Source organism: Pseudomonas sp. MH10 (genome assembly GCF_034353045.1).
GTDB lineage: Bacteria > Pseudomonadota > Gammaproteobacteria > Pseudomonadales > Pseudomonadaceae > Aquipseudomonas.
Window position 1 is genome coordinate 2,729,994 of record NZ_CP133783.1, and the last position, 18,780, is coordinate 2,748,773.

Annotated in this window: 22 protein-coding genes, 1 pseudogene and 1 riboswitch; of the genes and pseudogenes, 10 read left to right on the top strand and 13 right to left on the bottom strand. The window is 56.1% G+C overall.

Annotated features, from left to right (window positions below):
* Nucleotides 1-246 precede the first annotated feature (246 nt).
* Nucleotides 247-1,108 (top strand): annotated as a pseudogene (locus RHM59_RS12210) (Fic family protein).
* 358 nt (nucleotides 1,109-1,466) lie between these two features.
* Here the strand turns inward: RHM59_RS12210 and RHM59_RS12215 are convergent.
* Together RHM59_RS12215 and RHM59_RS12220 are read right to left on the bottom strand one after the other, a co-directional pair.
* A complete protein-coding gene (locus tag RHM59_RS12215; protein WP_322167694.1) occupies nucleotides 1,467-1,775 on the bottom strand; it encodes a BrnA antitoxin family protein in 309 nt (102 codons plus the stop codon).
* On the bottom strand, nucleotides 1,753-2,028 hold the full coding sequence (locus RHM59_RS12220; RefSeq protein WP_322167693.1) for a BrnT family toxin: 276 nt from the start codon (nucleotides 2,026-2,028) through the stop codon (nucleotides 1,753-1,755). Before RHM59_RS12220 ends, RHM59_RS12215 begins: the two co-directional genes overlap by 23 nt.
* Before the next feature lie 374 nt (nucleotides 2,029-2,402).
* Between RHM59_RS12220 and RHM59_RS12225 the strand changes: the two genes are divergently transcribed.
* The 5 genes from RHM59_RS12225 to RHM59_RS12245 all read left to right on the top strand — a co-directional run bounded on the left by RHM59_RS12225 (nucleotide 2,403) and on the right by RHM59_RS12245 (nucleotide 4,849).
* Nucleotides 2,403-2,696: a hypothetical protein gene (locus RHM59_RS12225; RefSeq protein WP_322167692.1), complete on the top strand. Its 294-nt coding sequence runs from the start codon at nucleotides 2,403-2,405 to the stop codon at nucleotides 2,694-2,696.
* Nucleotides 2,697-2,964: 268 nt separating this feature from the next.
* Nucleotides 2,965-3,519: an RNA polymerase sigma factor gene (locus RHM59_RS12230; RefSeq protein ID WP_322286639.1), complete on the top strand. Its 555-nt coding sequence runs from the start codon at nucleotides 2,965-2,967 to the stop codon at nucleotides 3,517-3,519.
* Between the two features lie 12 nt (nucleotides 3,520-3,531).
* The gene (locus RHM59_RS12235; protein ID WP_322167690.1) at nucleotides 3,532-3,840 is read left to right on the top strand and encodes a hypothetical protein; all 309 of its coding nucleotides are present in this window, start codon (nucleotides 3,532-3,534) and stop codon (nucleotides 3,838-3,840) included.
* Between the two features lie 84 nt (nucleotides 3,841-3,924).
* A riboswitch (Fluoride riboswitch) is annotated at nucleotides 3,925-3,985 on the top strand.
* Between the two features lie 136 nt (nucleotides 3,986-4,121).
* Entirely contained in the window at nucleotides 4,122-4,505 is a 384-nt protein-coding gene (crcB, locus tag RHM59_RS12240) for a fluoride efflux transporter CrcB (protein ID WP_322167689.1), read from the top strand.
* A gap of 11 nt (nucleotides 4,506-4,516) precedes the next feature.
* Nucleotides 4,517-4,849: a DUF190 domain-containing protein gene (locus tag RHM59_RS12245; RefSeq protein ID WP_322167688.1), complete on the top strand. Its 333-nt coding sequence runs from the start codon at nucleotides 4,517-4,519 to the stop codon at nucleotides 4,847-4,849.
* Nucleotides 4,850-4,984: 135 nt separating this feature from the next.
* Here the strand turns inward: RHM59_RS12245 and ampC are convergent, their stop codons facing one another.
* From ampC to RHM59_RS12270, 5 genes are all read right to left on the bottom strand, one after another.
* Nucleotides 4,985-6,151: a class C beta-lactamase gene (gene ampC / locus RHM59_RS12250; RefSeq protein ID WP_416194783.1), complete on the bottom strand. Its 1,167-nt coding sequence runs from the start codon at nucleotides 6,149-6,151 to the stop codon at nucleotides 4,985-4,987.
* Between the two features lie 15 nt (nucleotides 6,152-6,166).
* Entirely contained in the window at nucleotides 6,167-7,273 is a 1,107-nt protein-coding gene (locus RHM59_RS12255) for a DUF2817 domain-containing protein (protein ID WP_322286640.1), read from the bottom strand.
* A 90-nt stretch (nucleotides 7,274-7,363) separates the two neighbouring features.
* The gene (locus RHM59_RS12260) at nucleotides 7,364-7,768 is read right to left on the bottom strand and encodes a helix-turn-helix domain-containing protein (protein ID WP_322167685.1); all 405 of its coding nucleotides are present in this window, start codon (nucleotides 7,766-7,768) and stop codon (nucleotides 7,364-7,366) included.
* Between the two features lie 37 nt (nucleotides 7,769-7,805).
* Nucleotides 7,806-8,114 carry a hypothetical protein gene (locus RHM59_RS12265; RefSeq protein WP_322167684.1) on the bottom strand — a complete coding sequence of 103 codons (309 nt, stop codon included), beginning with the start codon at nucleotides 8,112-8,114 and terminating at the stop codon, nucleotides 7,806-7,808.
* Nucleotides 8,111-8,419 (bottom strand): DUF1272 domain-containing protein, encoded by a 309-nt coding sequence (locus RHM59_RS12270; RefSeq protein WP_322167683.1) that lies wholly within the window; start codon nucleotides 8,417-8,419, stop codon nucleotides 8,111-8,113. The genes RHM59_RS12265 and RHM59_RS12270 overlap by 4 nt, the downstream gene beginning before the upstream one ends.
* A 251-nt stretch (nucleotides 8,420-8,670) precedes the next feature.
* Between RHM59_RS12270 and RHM59_RS12275 the strand changes: the two genes are divergently transcribed.
* A complete protein-coding gene (locus RHM59_RS12275; protein ID WP_322286641.1) occupies nucleotides 8,671-10,338 on the top strand; it encodes a SulP family inorganic anion transporter in 1,668 nt (555 codons plus the stop codon).
* An 18-nt stretch (nucleotides 10,339-10,356) separates the two neighbouring features.
* Here the strand turns inward: RHM59_RS12275 and RHM59_RS12280 are convergent, their stop codons facing one another.
* The 5 genes from RHM59_RS12280 to RHM59_RS12300 form a co-directional block, all read right to left on the bottom strand.
* Nucleotides 10,357-11,631, bottom strand: a complete 1,275-nt coding sequence (locus tag RHM59_RS12280; protein WP_322286642.1) for a TerC family protein — start codon at nucleotides 11,629-11,631, stop codon at nucleotides 10,357-10,359.
* A 21-nt stretch (nucleotides 11,632-11,652) separates the two neighbouring features.
* On the bottom strand, nucleotides 11,653-12,534 hold the full coding sequence (locus RHM59_RS12285; RefSeq protein WP_322167680.1) for a protease modulator HflC: 882 nt from the start codon (nucleotides 12,532-12,534) through the stop codon (nucleotides 11,653-11,655).
* On the bottom strand, nucleotides 12,531-13,565 hold the full coding sequence (gene hflK / locus RHM59_RS12290) for an FtsH protease activity modulator HflK (protein ID WP_322286643.1): 1,035 nt from the start codon (nucleotides 13,563-13,565) through the stop codon (nucleotides 12,531-12,533). The genes RHM59_RS12285 and hflK overlap by 4 nt, the downstream gene beginning before the upstream one ends.
* Nucleotides 13,566-13,744: 179 nt before the next feature.
* Nucleotides 13,745-14,221 (bottom strand): WbuC family cupin fold metalloprotein, encoded by a 477-nt coding sequence (locus RHM59_RS12295; RefSeq protein ID WP_322167678.1) that lies wholly within the window; start codon nucleotides 14,219-14,221, stop codon nucleotides 13,745-13,747.
* An 81-nt stretch (nucleotides 14,222-14,302) separates the two neighbouring features.
* Nucleotides 14,303-14,611, bottom strand: a complete 309-nt coding sequence (locus tag RHM59_RS12300) for a hypothetical protein (RefSeq protein WP_322167677.1) — start codon at nucleotides 14,609-14,611, stop codon at nucleotides 14,303-14,305.
* Between the two features lie 413 nt (nucleotides 14,612-15,024).
* Between RHM59_RS12300 and RHM59_RS12305 the strand changes: the two genes are divergently transcribed.
* Together RHM59_RS12305 and RHM59_RS12310 are read left to right on the top strand one after the other, a co-directional pair.
* Nucleotides 15,025-15,900 carry a Kdo hydroxylase family protein gene (locus tag RHM59_RS12305; RefSeq protein ID WP_322167676.1) on the top strand — a complete coding sequence of 292 codons (876 nt, stop codon included), beginning with the start codon at nucleotides 15,025-15,027 and terminating at the stop codon, nucleotides 15,898-15,900.
* Nucleotides 15,901-16,152: 252 nt separating this feature from the next.
* Nucleotides 16,153-17,544, top strand: a complete 1,392-nt coding sequence (locus tag RHM59_RS12310; protein ID WP_322167675.1) for a diguanylate cyclase domain-containing protein — start codon at nucleotides 16,153-16,155, stop codon at nucleotides 17,542-17,544.
* A gap of 17 nt (nucleotides 17,545-17,561) precedes the next feature.
* Here RHM59_RS12310 and can read toward each other — a convergent pair whose 3' ends face one another.
* Complete coding sequence (gene can, locus RHM59_RS12315) at nucleotides 17,562-18,203, bottom strand: carbonate dehydratase (protein WP_322167674.1); 642 nt, start codon at nucleotides 18,201-18,203, stop codon at nucleotides 17,562-17,564.
* A gap of 151 nt (nucleotides 18,204-18,354) precedes the next feature.
* Between can and RHM59_RS12320 the strand changes: the two genes are divergently transcribed.
* Nucleotides 18,355-18,777, top strand: a complete 423-nt coding sequence (locus RHM59_RS12320) for a serine kinase/phosphatase (protein ID WP_322167673.1) — start codon at nucleotides 18,355-18,357, stop codon at nucleotides 18,775-18,777.
* The last annotated feature ends 3 nt before the right edge of the window (nucleotides 18,778-18,780 follow it).

The window sequence follows — 18,780 nt, forward strand, 5'->3', positions numbered from 1 at the left end:
AGTTCAAATGACTGTGTACCACCAAGTACTGTTTCATGGCATCGCTCGATGCTCATGAAACAACAAGAAGCCCGCCTCGTGCGGGCTTTCTTGTTTCTGGCTGGCTCTCTTTTTTCACCCGATCTATCCCCTCCGCGTATCCCCACGTGTGTCCTTTGATAGTTATCGAACAGAGGGGATACACACTATGAAATGCAAAGAAATCAAGCGGCGCCCTTATCGGCGGCCTTTAATTCCGCGTAAGGCCTGACGGTAAATGGTCTTGATGTTTTGAGTGCGCTGGAGCATCTGCGTCGCTTGAGACTCGAGGGCGATACCCCGTCGCAGGTGTTCTATCAACTCAAATCGCTTTTCCACACTGGAAAGCCTTGGTTCGGCCCGTATAAAAGGCAACCACACTACTTTGGCCGACTACACAGAAAGCAAGGTGGAGGCAAGGCTCAAGATACAGATCAGTTACGCGAGGTGGCCAATATCGAGAAAGCGATGGAGTACATCGAGCAAATCATGAAGCCAGGCGTAGCGCTGACCGAGCAAATGATTCGAGAGTTACATGCGATGACTGTCGATGACCTTCTGCGAGAAGGCGACAAAACGCCCGGAGCTTATCGCAACGGAGCTGTTCGAATATCTCAATCTGAACACCTGCCTCCAGATTTCATCCAGGTTCAAGCTTGTATGCAGGATCTGGTGGAATTCGTGAATCGTGAAGATTCTCCGAAATATGACTTTATGAAAGTTGCACTGGCGCACCACAGGTTTGGATGGATACACCCCATTGGCAATGTTCGGGTTGTGAGGCTGCTCACCTATGCACTCTTGATGAAATATGGCTTCAACGTAAACAAGGGAGGTCGTGTCTTAAATCCAACGGCCGTATTTTCCAACAATCGCGAGCGTTATTACGCGATGCTTTCCATGGCCGACAAAGGCACAAAGGAAGGTAACGTATCTGATCAAGAAACTCGTCGATCAGGGAATGCTCCTTCCGCTTAATCCCGGAGCCAGGCAGTACACGATGGGATTTTCGAACAATTATCTGATTCGAGGCGTGATCAAATCACTGAGAGAGCAGGGCTTCATACCGGCGCCCCTGGAAAACCCTTAACCGTCGTCCAGCCGTTTCTGGGGAAGGCCTCTAGAATCAGTACCGCTTGTCGGCATTGGTTTTCAAATGGTCCACAGCACCCCATTTGGTCAGCTTGATAGTTATCATGACGGTCTCCTAAAGATCGCGGGCCAACTTGAGCGCGGCCCTAATGTCTTTGGCCTGGCTCGCCTTATCACCACGAGCCAGAAGGATGATGAGTTCATACCCGCGCTGAACGAAATACATCAGGCTCGTGGCGAGTTGGCAAAAGCTCAATGGATGGCAATCGCTTTTTAGGAAAAAAGCAGCGCTTCAGCCAAGCACGATTCTCAGCAGCTTGGAACCTGACATGTATTCCACTTGGCAAACCCAACAGTCACACCTTCACCTCGTTGGGCGTATGTGTCTTAAGCCAGTCGGCCAAGACTTCATTCATGCGTGTTTGCCAACCCGGGCCGGATGCTCTGAACTGCGCCAAGACCTCTGGATCAAGACGCAAGTTGACATGCTCTTTGGTGATCCCTGACTTGGGACGTCCACGCTTTGGCTGAAGCATCTCTTTCACTTGGGCTTTGCCGAACAAATACGGCAGCACGTCACTAGCCTGCCTGGCCTTTGCGAAATCCTTGGCGGACCACTCTGGGTTGGTCGAATCAACCCTTTCAGGATTGGGTTTCTTGGTCATAGCTTTTGACCTCCCGCTTATTGGCTTTACGAAAACTGATGACGTGAACTGCATCGCCCCGAGGGGTGAACACCACAACATACAGTCGATCTTCTATGAATCCCATTGCCTGGTAGCGGCACTCTCCGTAGTCAAATCGCTCATCTTCCACGATCAACGCAGTAGACCATTCGAATTCCAGCACCTGTGCGAATGGGAGTCCACGCTCTTCAATGTTTCGTGCGTCTTTGGCTGGGTCATAAGTAATCTGCATTTATTTATTGTAGCCACAATAATTGATATCGACAATTGGCTGCGAGCCCTAACCGATACCATGCGTCGAGCCTGTCGTGCGACCGTCGCTGCAGATCAGCGATCAGGCTTAGAACCCGAACAAAAACGCTATGGCGCAGCCGTTTTTTGATGACAAAAAACCAACCTGAACAACGTGTAGAAAAAACTTTACTCAGGCCTGACCTGAGGCTGACAAACCTGACAAAGCGCCGATGTTACCTTTGGTCGGCTGCGGGATTTCCCGTAGCAGGCCCGTCTGAATGGTCGAAAATTCAGAGATAACAGTTGGTTACTTGTCCACCTCGTCGCTTTGCTACGACTTGCCCAGGCTTTCCAAGTGTCCAGGAGGTAACGATGTCTATTGGTGCAATCTCAGCTTCGATTTCAACCGCCACCGCTTCCACTCAGGCAGCTACGGCGTCGAGCCAGGCAGCTACGCAAACCGCGACTGCCAGCACGACCGCAGCCACGACTGCCACGACTGCCACAACTGCCAGCAACACCACGGCAACCAGCAAACCTCATCATCACCACCACCATTCAGCACAAAGCAGCACCGCCAGCAGCTCAACCGCAACGCCTACGTCTTCACCGTCTGTAGACAGCAACGGCCAGGCCATTGGCCAGACCATCAGCGTCACTGCATAAAATGCTGTTGAAATAACTGAACGAAGCAAACCCCGCTTCAGCGGAGTTTGTCTTGGGCTGTACCTGTCTGTATCGACGTCAGCCATGATCGCTTTGAGCCGTATCGCTGAGACCCGCCCACTGCGGGTTTTATTGTTTCTGGAGTTCCTATTCTTCAGTCACCCCACTCCCATCTCGCCCATCCTCAACAATAAAACATCGCCCCTTACAATATTTCCGCCGATGAAACGTCTTCAATGTCATGGACCCCTCGCACAGCCAGAACCTGATGACCGATCGAAACAGCGACATCACCGCGACTGTCTTGCGCGAACGCACCAAGCTGGGGAATTTCATCCGGCGGCGGGTGCGCGACGCCACTGAAGCCGAGGACATTTTGCAGGACGTGTTTTATGAGTTCGTCCAAGCCTATCGCCTTCCGGCAACGATTGAGCAGGCCAGTGCATGGCTTTTCCGGGTGGCGCGAAATCGGATTATTGATCGGTTTCGCAAGAAGAAAGAACTGCCCATCAGTGGGATGAACGAAGACCTCGATGGCGACGATGAGGCGTATCGACTGGACCTCGCGCTGCCGTCGATGGACGCCGGGCCGGACGCTGTATTCGCCCGCTCGGTTGTACTTAACGCCTTGCAAGAAGCGTTGGACGAACTTCCAGAGAATCAGCGCGATGTGTTTATCGCCCACGAAATCGCGGGTATCAGTTTCAAGGAAATCGCGGCGCAAAGCGGCGTTGCGGTGAACACTTTATTGGCACGAAAGCGCTATGCCGTCCTGCATTTGCGCAGTCGGCTGCAAACGGTTTATGACGAACTTGACTCGTAACGGAGAGCACACATGAAATATCGACTGAGAATTGCGGCACGGGTGCTGTTGGGGATCGTGGCGGTGGCCATGCTGGGCTGGGTGGTCATGGCGCTGTGGAACTGGGTGATTCCAGAGTTATTCACAGGTGGGCGAGTGATCGACTATGGGCATGCGTTAGGGTTGCTGTTGCTCAGCCGGATCTTGTTTGGCGGATTCCGTGGGCGCGGTGGCTGGCACGGTCGTCGGGACTGGCGCAAATGGGAAGCGATGACGGCCGAAGAACGCGAGCAGTTCAAACAGACTATGTTCTCCGGGCGACACAAGCGCTCCGAGGGTTAATCGCGGCAGATCATTAAGTGCCAGCAACAAAGCCGGGAGCGCTCCCGGCTAATACCTTGATACATTTCCCCGCCGTGCTATAGGATGCACGCAGGAGATGGCATTCCTCCTCTAACCGCCTTGTGCTGATGATGCCTACGTGAATCCTGAACAAGGCGCGTAGGTGTGCGCCTTGTTCCTTATGAGAACAGGCCCTTGAATACGACCTACCAGCTCCCCTTCGATAAAACCTCGCGCCCCTGGCATCAGCCTGCTCTCCAATGGTCGGGAGCGTTACGCCTATGCTGAAGTCAATTTTCGCCATCGCTTTCGGAGCGTCCGTAGGCGCGTTGATGCGCTGGCAATTAGGCATGAAGCTCAACTCGGTGTTTCCGACGCTTCCCCCCGGTACGGTGGTCGCCAACATGGTCGGTGGCTACATCATCGGTCTGGCAGTGGCATTCTTTGCGGCAACCCCGACCCTCAGTGCCGAGTGGAGACTGCTGGTCATCACCGGCTTTTGCGGTGGTCTGACCACGTTTTCCACTTTTTCGGCCGAGACCATTATTTTGATTCAACAAGGGCGGCTGCTCTGGGCGCTCAGTTCGATCGCCGTGCATGTACTCGGCTCCCTTGCGATGACCGCACTAGGATTGCTGACCTTTCAACTCATCAGCGGACGCTGAAGGAAGACCCCATGAATGGCTTTCAAGTGATTTTCTACACCCAGCAGAACCGTCGCCATGACGGGAAAATGCTCGGGGAATGGATTGTCGACCTGGCAAAAGAACTGGGTCTGCGTGGCGCAACAATGGTGTCTGGCATCGAGGGGTTTGGGCACACAGGCAAGATCCATTCAGCTCACTTTTTCGAGCTGGCCGATCAACCGATGGAAGTACGACTGGCAATGACTGACGAGGAGGACCAGCGGCTATTTGAGCGTTTGGCCATCGAAGACGTCGCATTGTTTTATATCAAGATGCCCATTGAACTGGGCTTTGTCGGTAAAGCCGTGGAAAAATCCAACTAATCCCTTACACCTGAGCTTTTCAGGTATCCCGGCATCACAGCGCGTCATCTTAAAAAGTCCGCATTGTCGTTGGATTCTTAGACTGCCACCGTGGCGCATTGACGCCTCGGCGTGGACGAGTCCATCCAATGACCGTCAGGGTTGAAGTTCAGTCAGGATGCGATAAGCCAGGCGAACTCGGGCTTCATTGGGAAAGTTCTTGTTCGCGAGCATCACGATACCGAGCTTTTTCGCTGGCACGAACGCCACATACGCACCAAATCCGTTGGTTGATCCGGTCTTGTTTATCCAGACAGATTGCTGCGGCGGCAGAGGCGGATTTAGCGCTGTGACGGCGTTGCTCTCGTATGCCATCTTGTTCGAGTTGCCTTCCAATAATGCGTCCAGTGAGACTGGATAGCGGTATTGCTCCCAGATCAGGTCCTGCGTCATGGCCCTCAACTGGAAGTAACCGGTGTGGGTGTCGGCCATCGCGCGCTTGAGCAATGGACTCGTTTCTGCAAGGCCCATGTTGGCTTCGACGAAGCGAATCATGTCTTTGGAAGTCGTTTTCACCCCGTAGGCTTGGGCGCCGAGCACGCCAAGACTGAGTCTGACGGGCTTGTCGTTCTTGTCGTAGCCTTGAGCGTAGGCGGGCAACTTGTTCGCCGGAACGGTGATGAAGCTGTTGGGCATGCCGAGTTCGGGAAACAGCCGATGCTCCAAGGCTTGGTCGAAAGGCATTCCCATGCTCTTGGCGGCAGTCATTCCGAGCATTCCGACGCTTGGGTTGGCATAGGTTCTGTAGGTGCCGGGGGCAAACGTCGGTTGCCATGCTTTGAAGTACGCCATCATCTGCGTGGCGTTCTGTATGTCATCGGGAAACTGCAGTGGGAAACCGCCGGCCGTATGCGTCGCCAGATTGATCAGTGTCACGTTGTCAAACGGGCTGCCCTTGAGTTCAGGCACATAGGCGCTTGGGCGATCAGTCAGCAGTAGCTTGCCGCTGGCTTGAGCGTAAGTCGCCAGGGTTGCCGTGAACGTCTTACTGATCGAACCTATTTCAAACAGCGTACTGTTGCTAACCGGCTGCTGCGTTTCTCTGGAGGCAACGCCATAGTTGTAGAACTGCGGCTTGCCGTCCACGGTGATTGCGATGGCCAATCCAGAGACTTTATACCGCTGCATGACATCCTGAGCGGCGTCTTTAACGAGGGTATCGATCTCTTGTTGTCCGGCATTCGCCACGCCAACACTGCCGAAAAAGACGCAACTGCTTAACAGACATAGGCCGCGGAGTGTTTCCATCATGCACATTTGAATGTTCCTTATTCATTGTTATTTGATCGAGTTCAATTCCAGCAACCCACGCTCCCAAATCTGTCGAGTCCTGACCCAGACGATTTCCTGCCAGTCTTTATCCGCCGGATAAAACTGCTCCAACAGACCGAGCTTGATGTCTCGTCCGACGTTATCAAGGGGATCACCGTACAGGTGCAGCCATTGATCGTCGCGCAGGTGGCGATGAACAGCTTCGCCCGGATAGGTGCCGCATTCGATGACGAAGGGCATCACGCGAACCTGGGGCAACGCATCGATCAGGGCTTGCGAGGTGTAACCGGTTGCGGTGGCTGCGATTCCGGTTTCACTCAAATGTTCGGCACCGGTCAGCAGGGTATAGAGCCAAGGACCGTAGGCCGCCTGGGCATCGGCTAATGCGAAGTAGGCCCGCTCGGCGATGGTCAATAACATCGGATGACCGTAAGCACCTGCGCCGGTATGCAGGTCAAAACACATGACTGTTTTGGCGTTTGAAAGATGTTTCTGGATGATGGCGTGCAGAGTTGTATTAGACCAACTGGGCGACAGTCCGCCGTAAAACAGTCCATCCGGATGACTGTGTTGGCCGCCTTCGACAATCGACATCACCGTCGGCCAGCCGTGTTTTTGGACCTGCTCATCGAGCAACGCATCGGCGCGTTCTCGCAGCGGTCCGCGCAATTCAGTGCACGCGTAGATGTAATGAAGTGCGGCGTAGGCGTGGTTGGCTGGCAGTGGACGATTGAAGTCGAGATGATTTCGGTTCAGGTCGATATTGTCTTCGTTGACCCGGCGCAGCCAAGCGGTGCCCCATGGATTGATCAAATGGATCATCACGATGGCCGTGTCGGAGGGCAGTGGGCGACCGCCCAGCAGTTGTAGCCATTGAGCCTGGCAATTGGAGCCGTAGAAGCCTTCAACCCCGTGGGTTCCGCTGATTGCGACTAACAAGCGAGAGGCGCCGGGATCGCCGAGCACCGCTACGTCGGTGCTTAACGGCTCGCCGAAGGGGCCTGGAAGCGGGTGCGAATATTCAGTGAGGCTCGCGCCCGCAGCCGTCGCCGCCGCTAAAAACTGTTCACGTTGAGCGCGGTAACTGACGTGTGTCGGAAAGTCGGTGTGCATATCGGCCCCTTATGGTCTGCGAGCCAGTCTATTTTGATCGGCCGATGGACACCATACTTCCAACGCAGCGAACCAGACTTCTTTAGGTAATCAACCGCCCACGCTACGGCGACTGCGGCGTAATTGCGTGTCCGATTTGAACCCGGCTATCTCGGCTGCCTGTGTGACGTTTTTTCCGGACATCAACGCAATCTCAGCCACCGCCAAGCGGATGCTGCGCAGGTAGTGCAGCGGTGAAATGCCGGAGTGAAGGGCGAACAAGCGCGTCAGGTGTCGGGACGACGTGCAACTGACGGCGGCCATGGCCTGCAGCGTCCAGTCTGCCTGAGGGGTTTGGTTGATTGCGTCTTGCAGGCGATGCAACGCCGGGTGCATGTGGTGTCGATATTTCAGAAAGGGAGAAATAGCCGGGTCGTCCACACCTCGGCGTAACGCAACGACCATGGTTTCAGCGATGCGGGCGGCCAGCGGTGCGCCGCAGACCTGTCCGACCATGTGTAGCGCAAGGTCGATGCCGGTGGTAATACCCGCACTAGAGTAAACCGAAGGCTGCGTTGAGCGGGGCGAAGCTTTCGTCGGTATTTCCAACCAGAATGATCCAGGTGGGATGACGCAGGGTTTGCGGCAGCGGCTCAATGTGCGCGAGCATGATACCAACCGAAGAACGCATCTCCGTTTGCGGCCCCACCGCTCGGACCGCAAAACTGGGAGGTTTGCCCATCCGTCCGAGGGACTGGTTAGCCAGCCGAAACGCTTGCGCCGGGCCAGCCCAATCCAACAGAACGCTATCCGGCAAAAGGACGAACAAGACCTCGATAAGCAACTGGCCGTCGTGGGTCATCGATGTTCTGCAGCGATGGCGCCAATGGTTGCGATCAACTGGGCTTGCGTGGGCGGATCGACCGGACGATGCCGAACCACGGCGCTCATGGGGTTCTGAGCCAGCGTACTGCCGCCGACATCGACATGGGACGGACGAACCGGGCGCGGAGCAAAGCCGCCACCACAATTGGGGCAGACATTGCCCAACACCTTATCCACGCAGTCCGCGCAAAACGTGCACTCATACGAGCAAATCATCGCCTGGGCGCTGTCGGCAGGTAGTGCAACATTGCAGTGTTCGCAGCTCGGTCTGAGTTCAAGCATAGAAGTCTCCATAACGCTAAAAGTTACCCATCAGCCGACCCACAGGCTGGTTCGGCCATGGCGCCATTATTCGTCAACATCCGGGTATGTTCCAGCCAAAACCGGCTCGGTTTCGAACACTTTAGGACATCGCCGTTAACGCCTCAAAAACAGGCTAATTCTTGCGTAACTTAGCCGTCCCTGCTGGCCCCGCGTGGCTCATAATGGCCGCGTATTTTGCCTTCCGGCATGGCGTGATTGAGGCGACATTGATGTCAACACCCGCTCCCCTTTCAAATCCCGGTAAAACCAGCCTGTTAGACCGTGTTTCATGGCCCGATATCATTGCCGGATTGTCGCTGGCGGGCTTGTTGCTGCCAGAAGCGGTGGCATACTCGAGTATCGCCAACCTGCCCCCACAAGCCGGGGTCATTGCCTTGTTCGCCGGGCTGGTGTGCTACGGCTTAATGGGTACCAGTCGCTTTGCTATCGTTTCCGCCACCTCGTCTTCAGCGGCGGTGCTGGCCGCCGCTTCAGCTACCATGGCTGGACCGGACAACGGCCTGAGGCTGATGATTGCGGTAGCGTTGGTCCTCGTGACGGGGTTGTTTTTCACCTTCGCCGGGCTGGCACGAGCAGGCAGCATGTCGGCGTTTATCGCTAAGCCGGTGTTGCGCGGTTTTGCCTTCGGCCTGGCGATTGTGATCATTTTCAAACAGGTCGCCAGTGTGGTGGGCGTTCACCCGCAACACAGTGACCTGGTGCGTTTCCTCGCGGAATTATTTGGCGAAATCGGCCAATGGAATTGGGCTGCTGGGGCAGTGGCGCTGGTGGCGTGGGGGCTTCTGCTGCTGTTCGCCCGGATACCACGTTTGCCCGGAGGCCTAGTGGTGATCGTCATCGGCATTGCCGCCGGTCAATGGTTGAATCTGGCGCAATATGGTGTCGGTCTGGTGGGCACTATCGACCTGCAACTGACCGCCCCGACACTGCCTTCGTTGTCGTACGCGCAATGGCTGCGCATCGGTGAGCTGAGCGTCGCCATGCTGCTGATCCTCTACGCAGAGTCTTATGGTTCGATCCGTAGCTTCGCAATGAAGTATGGCGACAATGTTTCGCCCAACCGTGATTTGCTGGCATTGGGCGCCGCCAATCTGCTGTCAGGTCTGTTCCATGGCATGCCGGTGGGCGCGGGGTATTCGGCGACGTCGGCAAACGAGGCGGCAGGTGCGACGTCCCGTCTGGCAGGTTGGAGTGCAGCGCTGATTTTATTGATCGTGGTATTGACGCTGTTGCCGAGTATCGCGCTATTACCCGAGCCGGTACTGGCAGCGATTGTCGTGCAAGCCGTCAGCCATACACTGCGGCCCGCAGTTTTTGCGCCTAACTTCATCTTGCACCGTGACCGAACGGTGGTCATCGCCGCAGTTCTGGCGGTCTTGGCCTTGGGGGTGATGGATGGCTTGCTCGCCGCCATCGCGGTCAGTTTGGTGATGATGTTGCGACGGATGTCTGAGTCATCGGTGACGATACTCGGCCAGCTCAATCATGGTCATGATTTTGTCAGTCGCGCCCTGCATCCGAACGCACAAGCGGTTAGCCATATTTTGATTTTGCGCCCCGACACGGCTCTGTTCTTTGCCAATGCCGAACGGGTTCTGGCGCAGATACGCAACTACATCACCGCCGCCGGGGACACGGTGCATACCTTGATTATCAGCCTGGAAGAGTCGCCGGATCTGGACAGCTCAAGCGTGGAAGCGTTAACGGAGTTCTGCACGGCGCTCATCAGTGAGGATAAGCACTTGCTGTTTGCACGCCTGAAACCGCCCGTTCAACAGGTGTTGGTGCGAGCCGCCATTCCCGGATTGCCGATAGAGACGTTATGCGCCCTGAGCGTCGATGACGCCGTTAACGTCGCGCAACGCCTTTATCCCTGACGTGCGTAGGCATGGCGGTTAATGGGGGCGGACACACTGGATCTGCGAGAAGCTACCGCCGCTGACCGTCACCACATTGTTGTTGGTCTTCTCCAGCTCGGTAGGCGGCGAGAGGTGAAGATCTCTGACGGCCGCTGTCGGGTTTTCCCACAATATCTTTTGCAGGCTCACATAACCAGACGCTTCACCGTCGCCGGTCACGATGCGGATTGAGCTGCCACCAGGGCGATAGTAAATGGTGGCAATCGAACCGGGGCAAATGTAAGCACTGTCAGCCATAGGCTTGGGAAGCAAGCCGTTCGCGATGCTGCCGATAAAACTGTAAACCAGCCAGCTCACCGTAAAGATCGCGCAGAGGGTCAATATAATGCGTGCCGGGCCGTTAAGGGTCCGACGTGGGCGCACGGGTGTGGGGGTTGGTGTGATTGCTTCAGACAATGGGGCCAACGGGCCCTCGGGCACGTCAATCGGCAGCGGTTCGCTGACCTCGACGGCAGCCACTACGGCGACGGCCATTACGCTGTCGAGTGGCGATTCGGCGATCACCCGCGGCCGCACGGGTTCCGGCACCGGTGCGATGACCCGCAGGCGTGGCGCCGGCCTCGGAAGCTGGGTGCGCCGGACGCGGATGATGCGCGCTTGCAGGACCACGAACGCCGCGCACAGCAGCGGCACGATCACGTTCAACGCTGGAGACTGGGTGTTGACCCAGCCCACGATTGCTGGGTCGGACACGGCGATATCGCCCGCGACGTACCCGAGCAATGCGCCGCCCACCGACACCAACATCGGATTGAGTCGAAGCACGTGGACGATTTGGATACTGCCGAACATCAGCAATGGCACGCTTAAAAACAGGCCCAGTACCAGATAGAACACACTGCCTTGCGCGACGGCGGCGAGACCGACGACGTTGTCCATGCTCATCACCAAGTCGGCGATCAGCACGGTGGCCACGGCACCGGATAACGTAGTCGTAACGTTTTCGACAGGGCTGCTGTCGTCATCCATGCGCTCTTCGATCAACAGCTTGATGGCGATGAAGATCAACAAACCGGCGCCGGCGATTTTCAAAAAAGGGACCAGCAGTAACCACCCGGCAAGGGTGGTCAGCAAGACGCGCAACATGATCGCGCCGCTGGTGCCAATCATCACCGCTTTTTTGACCTGTTCGGCCGGCAGCCCACGGCAAGCCAGCGCAATCACCAGCGCGTTGTCTCCAGACAAAATCAGGTCCAGCAAACCGATCTGGAAAATCATGCTGAGCGCGTGCAGTAAACCTTCAAACACCATGGAGCTTGATCACTCGCGTCATTACTTGTGGGGCGTCGTTGCAGGGCCCGAACGGAACTGCTTGAGGAACTCGGCGTCCGGGGTCAATACCAACATCGGCTGGCTGTCGGCCAACGCTTGCCGGTACGTCTGCAACGAGCGGTACAACTTGTAGAACTCGGGGTCTTTGCTAAACGCTGCCGACAACACCTGGTTAGCCTCGGCGTCGGCCTCGCCGTGGGTAATTGCCGATTGACGCTGCACTTCGGACAACAACACGGTCCGGTCCCGGTCGGCTTTGCCCTGAATCTGTTGCGCCCACTCGAAGCCTTGGGCGCGAAGTTCTTTCGCTTCACGGTTACGTTCGGACTTCATCCGGTCGTAGATCGCTTGGCTGGCCTCGAACGGCAAATCGGCACGGTGCAGTCGCACTTCGGTGACGTCGACGCCCAGCGCGCGCGCCTTGTCAGCAACGTCTTTCTGAATAATCGCAACTTCCGGCCGACGCTCGTCCGACAGCAATGACCGCAGCGACACTTGGCCTAATTCCCGGCGCAACGACGAGCTGACCATTTGCGTCAGTTGAGCATTGGCCTGGTCCAGGGTGCCCACCGCCTGGTAGAAACGCAGCGGGTCGCTGATCCGAAAGCGAGTGTAGGTGACCACTTCCACACGCTTCTGGTCACCGAGAATGACCTGTTCGGCAGGCGAGGTGAGCATTTGCAAACGGCTGTCGTAGAACACCAGCGAGTCACTGAACGGGATTTTGAATTTCAGCCCCGGCGCACCGGCCACGCCCATGGGCGCGCCAAATCGAATAATCAGTGCTTGTTGGGTTTCATCAACCACATACACCGATGAACCCAAGGCCCAGAGTACGGCGATGCCTAGACCTGCCAGAAGCCACTTCAGCGTCGAACTCACGATTTGGCGTCCTTTTGCACGGTCTTGCCAGGGTCGGAAAGCGGCAGGTAGGGCACTACGCCGGACATGCCTTTGCCTGAAGAATCGATAATGACTTTGGAGGCTTTTTTCAGCACTTCGTCCATGCTTTCCATGTACAAACGCCAAGCCGTGACGTCTTTGGATTGCACGTAGCTGTAATACACAGACAGGAAGCGCTTGGCCTCGCCTTCGGCCAGGTTACCGACTTGGGATTTATAGGCCTCGGCGTCTTGGGTGATTCGCGCCGCGTCGCCGCGCGCACGGGGGATGACATCGTTAGCGTAGGCTTCGGCTTCGTTACGCGCGCGCTCTTGGTCGGCACGCGCACGCTGAACATCGTTGAAGGCGTCGATAACTTGCGGTGGCGGGTCAACCCGTTGCAGCTGAACCTGAGTGATCAAAATGCCGGCTTGCTCACTGTCCAGCAACTGTTGGAGCAACTCCCGAGCTTCATCGGCAATTTGTGCGCGCTTGTCGGACATAGCCGCCTGAATAGGCGTGCGGCCAATGACTTCGCGCAAAGCGCTTTCAGCTGCAATTTTAACCGAGCGCTCGGGTTCACTGATTTTGAACAGGTAAAGCCCCGCGTCTTTTATTCGCCAGAATACTGTGCAATCGGCTTCGACGATGTTTTCGTCGCCGGTCAGCATCTGTTTGTCCCGCGAACCACTATTACCCGTCGTCAACGCGGTGCTAGCAGTGCCCAACTGCAGTTGGTTGACTTGAGTCACCTTCGGCAACAGCACGGTTTCGATGGGGAAAGGAAAGTGGTAATGCAGGCCAGAGTCAGTGGTGTCCGCCCAACGACCAAAGCGCAGCACCACGCCCTGCTCGTCCGGTTGAACCTTGTAAATGCCCGAGAAGATCCAGGCCAATACGATGAGCCCCCCGATCAACAACAAGCCGCGTCCTTTGAGATCCAGAACGGCGATGCTGTAATTGATCCGTTCGCGCAGGCTCGCCGCCGAATGGGTGGCTTCGACCAGAACAGGCGCCGGGCTATCGGTCATGCAATTGCTCCTGTCCATTGAGGACTTGGGACCCTTACCGCAAGTGGTGGGGTCGCCGAAGCCGCGCAGAATACCTGAACCGCTGACCGTCGTCACTGACATGGATCATGTTAAAAACCGGACCCAAAACCGAGTGGAAAACAGCAGAATTGATGCCCTGCGTCGCTGAGTCCTGAAGGTTAAACGCCCGAAAAATGCTGGCCAATCTGCGCCGTCGCGTACCAACTCATAAGGGTACTTGCCAACGGACTGCCTTCGGCGCCGGACCAGTCGGCAAAGTCTTCTTCGGCAACGGGCATGTACGGGCCATGTTTCACTTCGAAGATCACCCCGCCGACGTCCAGCGAAAGCACGGCATGCCAGCAACCTGCAGGAATCTCCAGAACAGCGCAATCTTCGCCCAGCACGGTGCGCTCGATCACAGCACCGGCGTCATCGAAATTCAAGACGACGAAACGACCGCTCAGTGGGTAGAGCAATTCCCACGTATGGGGGTGACGTTGCGCACGAACGTAAGTGCCAGGCTCCATGGCGATTGCCAGGCGCTGGATTGGGTCGCTCAGCTCCACATGAAGATTGCGGTTGGCGCGCAGGCGAGATGATTGCTGGGCCTGAGCGGCGAGCGCATCCAGGTCGGCGGGGGTGATCTGCTTCATAAGGACTACCGATACGAATAAAGGCGCGATTATGGCCCAGCCCGTCTGCGCATTCAAAGAGCTGCGCGGGATAAACACGTATTACGAGTGGGCGTGTCGAGCCTGTCTGCGCAGGAACATAAGGGCGGCAATGGGGAATCCCAGTCCGACAATGACCAGGCTACCGACCATGCCTTCACGGCCAAAAATACCGTACGCACACCCGAACAGCAGCGCGGCCACTGCCGGAACACCCAATACGCAGATAATTAATGCATGGGCGCCAAAAAAACGCTTTAAGGGCCCTTTGGCGTTGAACACGCAAATCAGCCAAAGGTGCATCCAGATAACGATAGTTACCAAGTACAGGCTGAGATGGAGCAGATCCTTGGTCAGGCCACTTCCGTTCATTACACACACCCCTCACTGTTGAATCGCTCTAAGGCCAGTGACCCATCTGACGCAACAGTCAGACGTTACTTACGCCGTCGCACAGGATACATGATAGGACTCCGGGCATAATTCACCATGTTTAGAGGCCATCAGCGCCCTTGAGTTTTTCGGTTTCTTAAAGGCCTTTTAGATCGTTCCGCAGACTGAACACACAACGGTGGCAAGGCCTGCTTGCAGACGACGTCTGTCGAATCCTGCAAAGGGTTGCGGCAAATCAATTGCCCTTTGCACGACTAATTTGTAGGCTACACCGAATGATACATAGCTTGTTACATCACTGCTAAGCGGCGGTGGCAACTTTTTTTGACGCACTCACGCGATAGCCATTCCCTGTGACTGCGAGCGCAAGCGTAACTCCGGAGGCAAGTAACATGACTGCAATTGTCAGTCTACCAATCAGGTCGTGGGACCAACCGATTAGCAGTGCCGACCAAGCCCTCGCCCTTGAGGCGTTGGAGTCGGGCAATGTTGTCCTTCTGCCTCAACTGCCATTCGTCGTTCGTGAGGATGAACGTACACTGCTCAAATCCACTGTGATTCAGGGCATCAAGAACGTCAGCCTAACACCCGCCAACGGCACGTTTAAAGGCAGCAAGGGCACTGAAGCTGAACAGCGCCAGCTACAGTCGATGATGACGCGCTTCGCGATGTCGACCAAAACCTTGACTACCAACCTGCTCGGCCATTACGAAGACAGCCTGCAACAAGCTCGCACCAGCTTTCGACCAGTGGAGATCTCTGGGCGCGCTAGCTCGTGGCGCAAGGATGACACTCGGTTGCACGTTGATAATTTCCCGTCGTCACCGACGTCGGGCAAACGCATTCTTCGTGTCTTCAGCAACGTCAATCCGCAGAATCAACCTCGCGTATGGCGGCTTGGCGATCAGTTCGAGGCGGTTGCACAGCGCTATTTGGCGTCATTGCCAAAACCTTTGTGGGGCGCCAGTACGGTGATGAACGCGTTGGGCATCACCAAAAGCCCGCGCAGCGCCTACGATCACTACATGCTGCGTCTGCATGACCACATGAAAGCCGATCAGGAATACCAGACTCAACCGTCGCACCAGGAACATCGATTTGCCTCAGGCACGACTTGGATGGTCTTCACCGATCAGGTGCCCCATGCAGCCATGAGCGGTAAATTCGTTTTGGAGCAAACGTTTTTACTGCCAGTCGAACACATGCAACATCCCGCCCAAGCGCCGCTTCGAGTGCTAGAACGTCTGACGGGCCGCACACTGGCGTAACCCTTCTAACCGCCTCCAAGCAATCGAAACCCGCATCCATTTGGGTGCGGGCTGTCTTATTGATACTTCGGTGCCCCCCATTAGTTGGCGAAAACGCTCACTTGGCGCCCCATTAAGCGGCTGCCCTGCGCGTCAAAGCACTTAATCTAACGACATCCAAAAGATCGTGCTTTGCTTTAACGACTTTCTGTAGCAGCCTACCCAATTGAATGCCGATATTGGCTGCTCACTATTCAATAAGTCGCCGCCTCAATGAAGAAAAACTACGCGCCGCTGAGTAATTTGGTCGACCTGATGCTCGATGCCGTCTGCGTTGTCGACACGGGTGGCCGCTTTGCCTTTGCCAGCGCTGCGTGCGAACGAATTTTTGGCTATACCCCTGAGGAAATGGTCGGGCGATTGATGATAGATATGGTCTTGCCCGAAGATCGCGAACGTACGCTGGCGGTTGCCAAAGAGGTCTCGTCGGGGAATGCCAAGTCCTACTTCGAAAATCGCTATGTGCGTAAAGACGGCAAAGTTGTTCACATCATGTGGTCGGCGCGCTGGTCAGAGCTTGATCAACTGCGGATCGGCGTCGCGCGTGACATCACGGAGCGCAAACAGGCTGAAACCTTGCAAGCAGCGTTGTATTCGATTTCTGAAGCCGCTCACGCCGCCGAAGATTTACTGACGCTGTTTCAGCGCAGTCATCAGATCGTTGGCGAACTGCTGCCTGCCCTTAGCTTCTCCATAACCCTGCGTGATGAAAACACCGGCGAGTTGAGTTTCGCCTACCACATGGATGAGCTGGACCAGCCGACAACGCCGAACTCCGTCGCCCAAATCCTGAGTACCGAGGTGGTCCGTACCGGACAATCCCGGTGCCTGAACTCGGAGACCACCGACGCCATTTCCGCGCTGTTAAACAACGTTGTGGAGACCGATTTACTGTGTTGGCTTGGCGTGCCACTGCTCGCTCAACGCGGCACTATTGGCGCACTGGTCATCAGAAGCGAAGCGGGTAGCTTACGGGACACCCAGAAGGATCTTGAGCTGCTGCAATTCATCTCCACTCAGCTTGCTGCGGCCATTGACCGCAAGCAAATGGAGGCGCGGCTGCAGCACATGGCCCAAAACGATCTATTGACCGGCCTGCCCAATCGCGGGCTTTTTCATGATCGGTTGCAAGTGGTGCTCACTCGAGCGCGACGCGAACAAAGCCAATTCGCCCTGCTGTACCTCGACCTAAACAACTTCAAACAGGTCAACGACACCTTGGGCCATGCGGTGGGCGATTTGCTGCTGCAAGAAATTGCCCGACGCCTGAGATGCTGTGTGCGCGAATCAGACACCGTTGCGCGGATGGGTGGCGATGAGTTCGTGCTGCTGCTGGGGAACATCCAACGAGCGGAAGATGCGTCGCTCGTGGTCGAAAAAATCCATCGCTCACTGGATCAGCCATTAGAGGTCGATGGCCATGTCATGAGCGCGCGCATGAGCATCGGCATCGCGCTGTACCCTGAGAATGGCGTGGACGGTAAACAGCTGCTCAAGCACGCCGATGAAGACATGTACCGTGCAAAAAAGACACTCAACGGTGCCTCTCACGGCCTGCCAACATCCCTCCAGCTCGACGCCGAGTCGCCGCTCGTGGAGCCCTGAACACACGCGATATCCCGTTACTCTCCCAACGGACGCAACCGGTACTGCGGCGGCAACTGCTCGAAACCAGTGATGGTGGCGTTCAGGCTTTTGAAACGCCCATCCTTAATGCCGTAGATGCAGCCATGGATCGACAGCTTTTGCCCCCGGTGCCAGGCGTTTTGCACAATGCTGGTGTGACCGACGTTCGCCACCTGCTGAATCACGTTCAGCTCACACAATCGGTCGACACGCTCTTCTTCGGTCGATAACGCGGCCAAGGGTGCGCGGTTTTCGTAATACAGGTCCCGAATCGACCGCAGCCATCCGTCAATCAGCCCCAACTGGCAGTTCTGCATCGATGCACGCACGCCGCCGCAGCCATAGTGGCCGGTCACCAGGATGTGTTTAACCTTGAGCACGTCCACTGCATATTGAATCACCGACAGGCAATTGAGGTCGGTGTGCAGCACCACGTTGGCTACGTTGCGGTGTACGAACAGATCGCCTGGCAACATGCCGACAATTTCGTTGGCGGGCACTCGGGCATCTGAGCAACCGATCCACAGGTATTCCGGCGCTTGCTGGCGAGCCAGCTTGGCGAAAAACTCCGGGTCTTTATCCTTGATTGCATCGGCCCAGCGCTCGTTGTTGTCAATCAGGTCTTGTAGTTCGTTCATGTGTTTACGCCTCGAAGATGATGCCCAGCTTTGACTGGCGCACAGCCGTTCAGGTCACGTGGATGTACCGCGGCCGGATCAAAGAACAAAAGGAATCTTCATGGATGTGATCGGTCAACGTTAATAAGGCCCCAAAACACGAGGAATTGCCATGACTGAATCACGTCGCCCGTATGGCTCACCGCAGCCGGAACCGATTGACGATAATGAAGACCGAATGGGTTCAATGGAAGAACTTCACTTCGAGGAAGATGAGCCTACCGCTCGCATCGGCGATCTGATACCTGAAGAGGAACTTGCCCACGAGATCCCCGATGAGCGTGTCCGAGAAGCGGGAATGACCGGGGCCTCGACCTCAGACCACCACTCAACCGACGACGACATGAGCCCGGAAACCCTGATCGACGAGGACGGAGCGCGCTCACCTCACGAAGCGGGCGACGACACTCCGGCGGATTGGGAGCTGAGTATCGTCGGCGAAAATGATATTGGCGGTGGCGACGGTCTGGACGAGGCCGAACTGGCGGATATCGATCCGCTGGACGGTAAACCACAACCTCGAAATCCTGAGTGACGG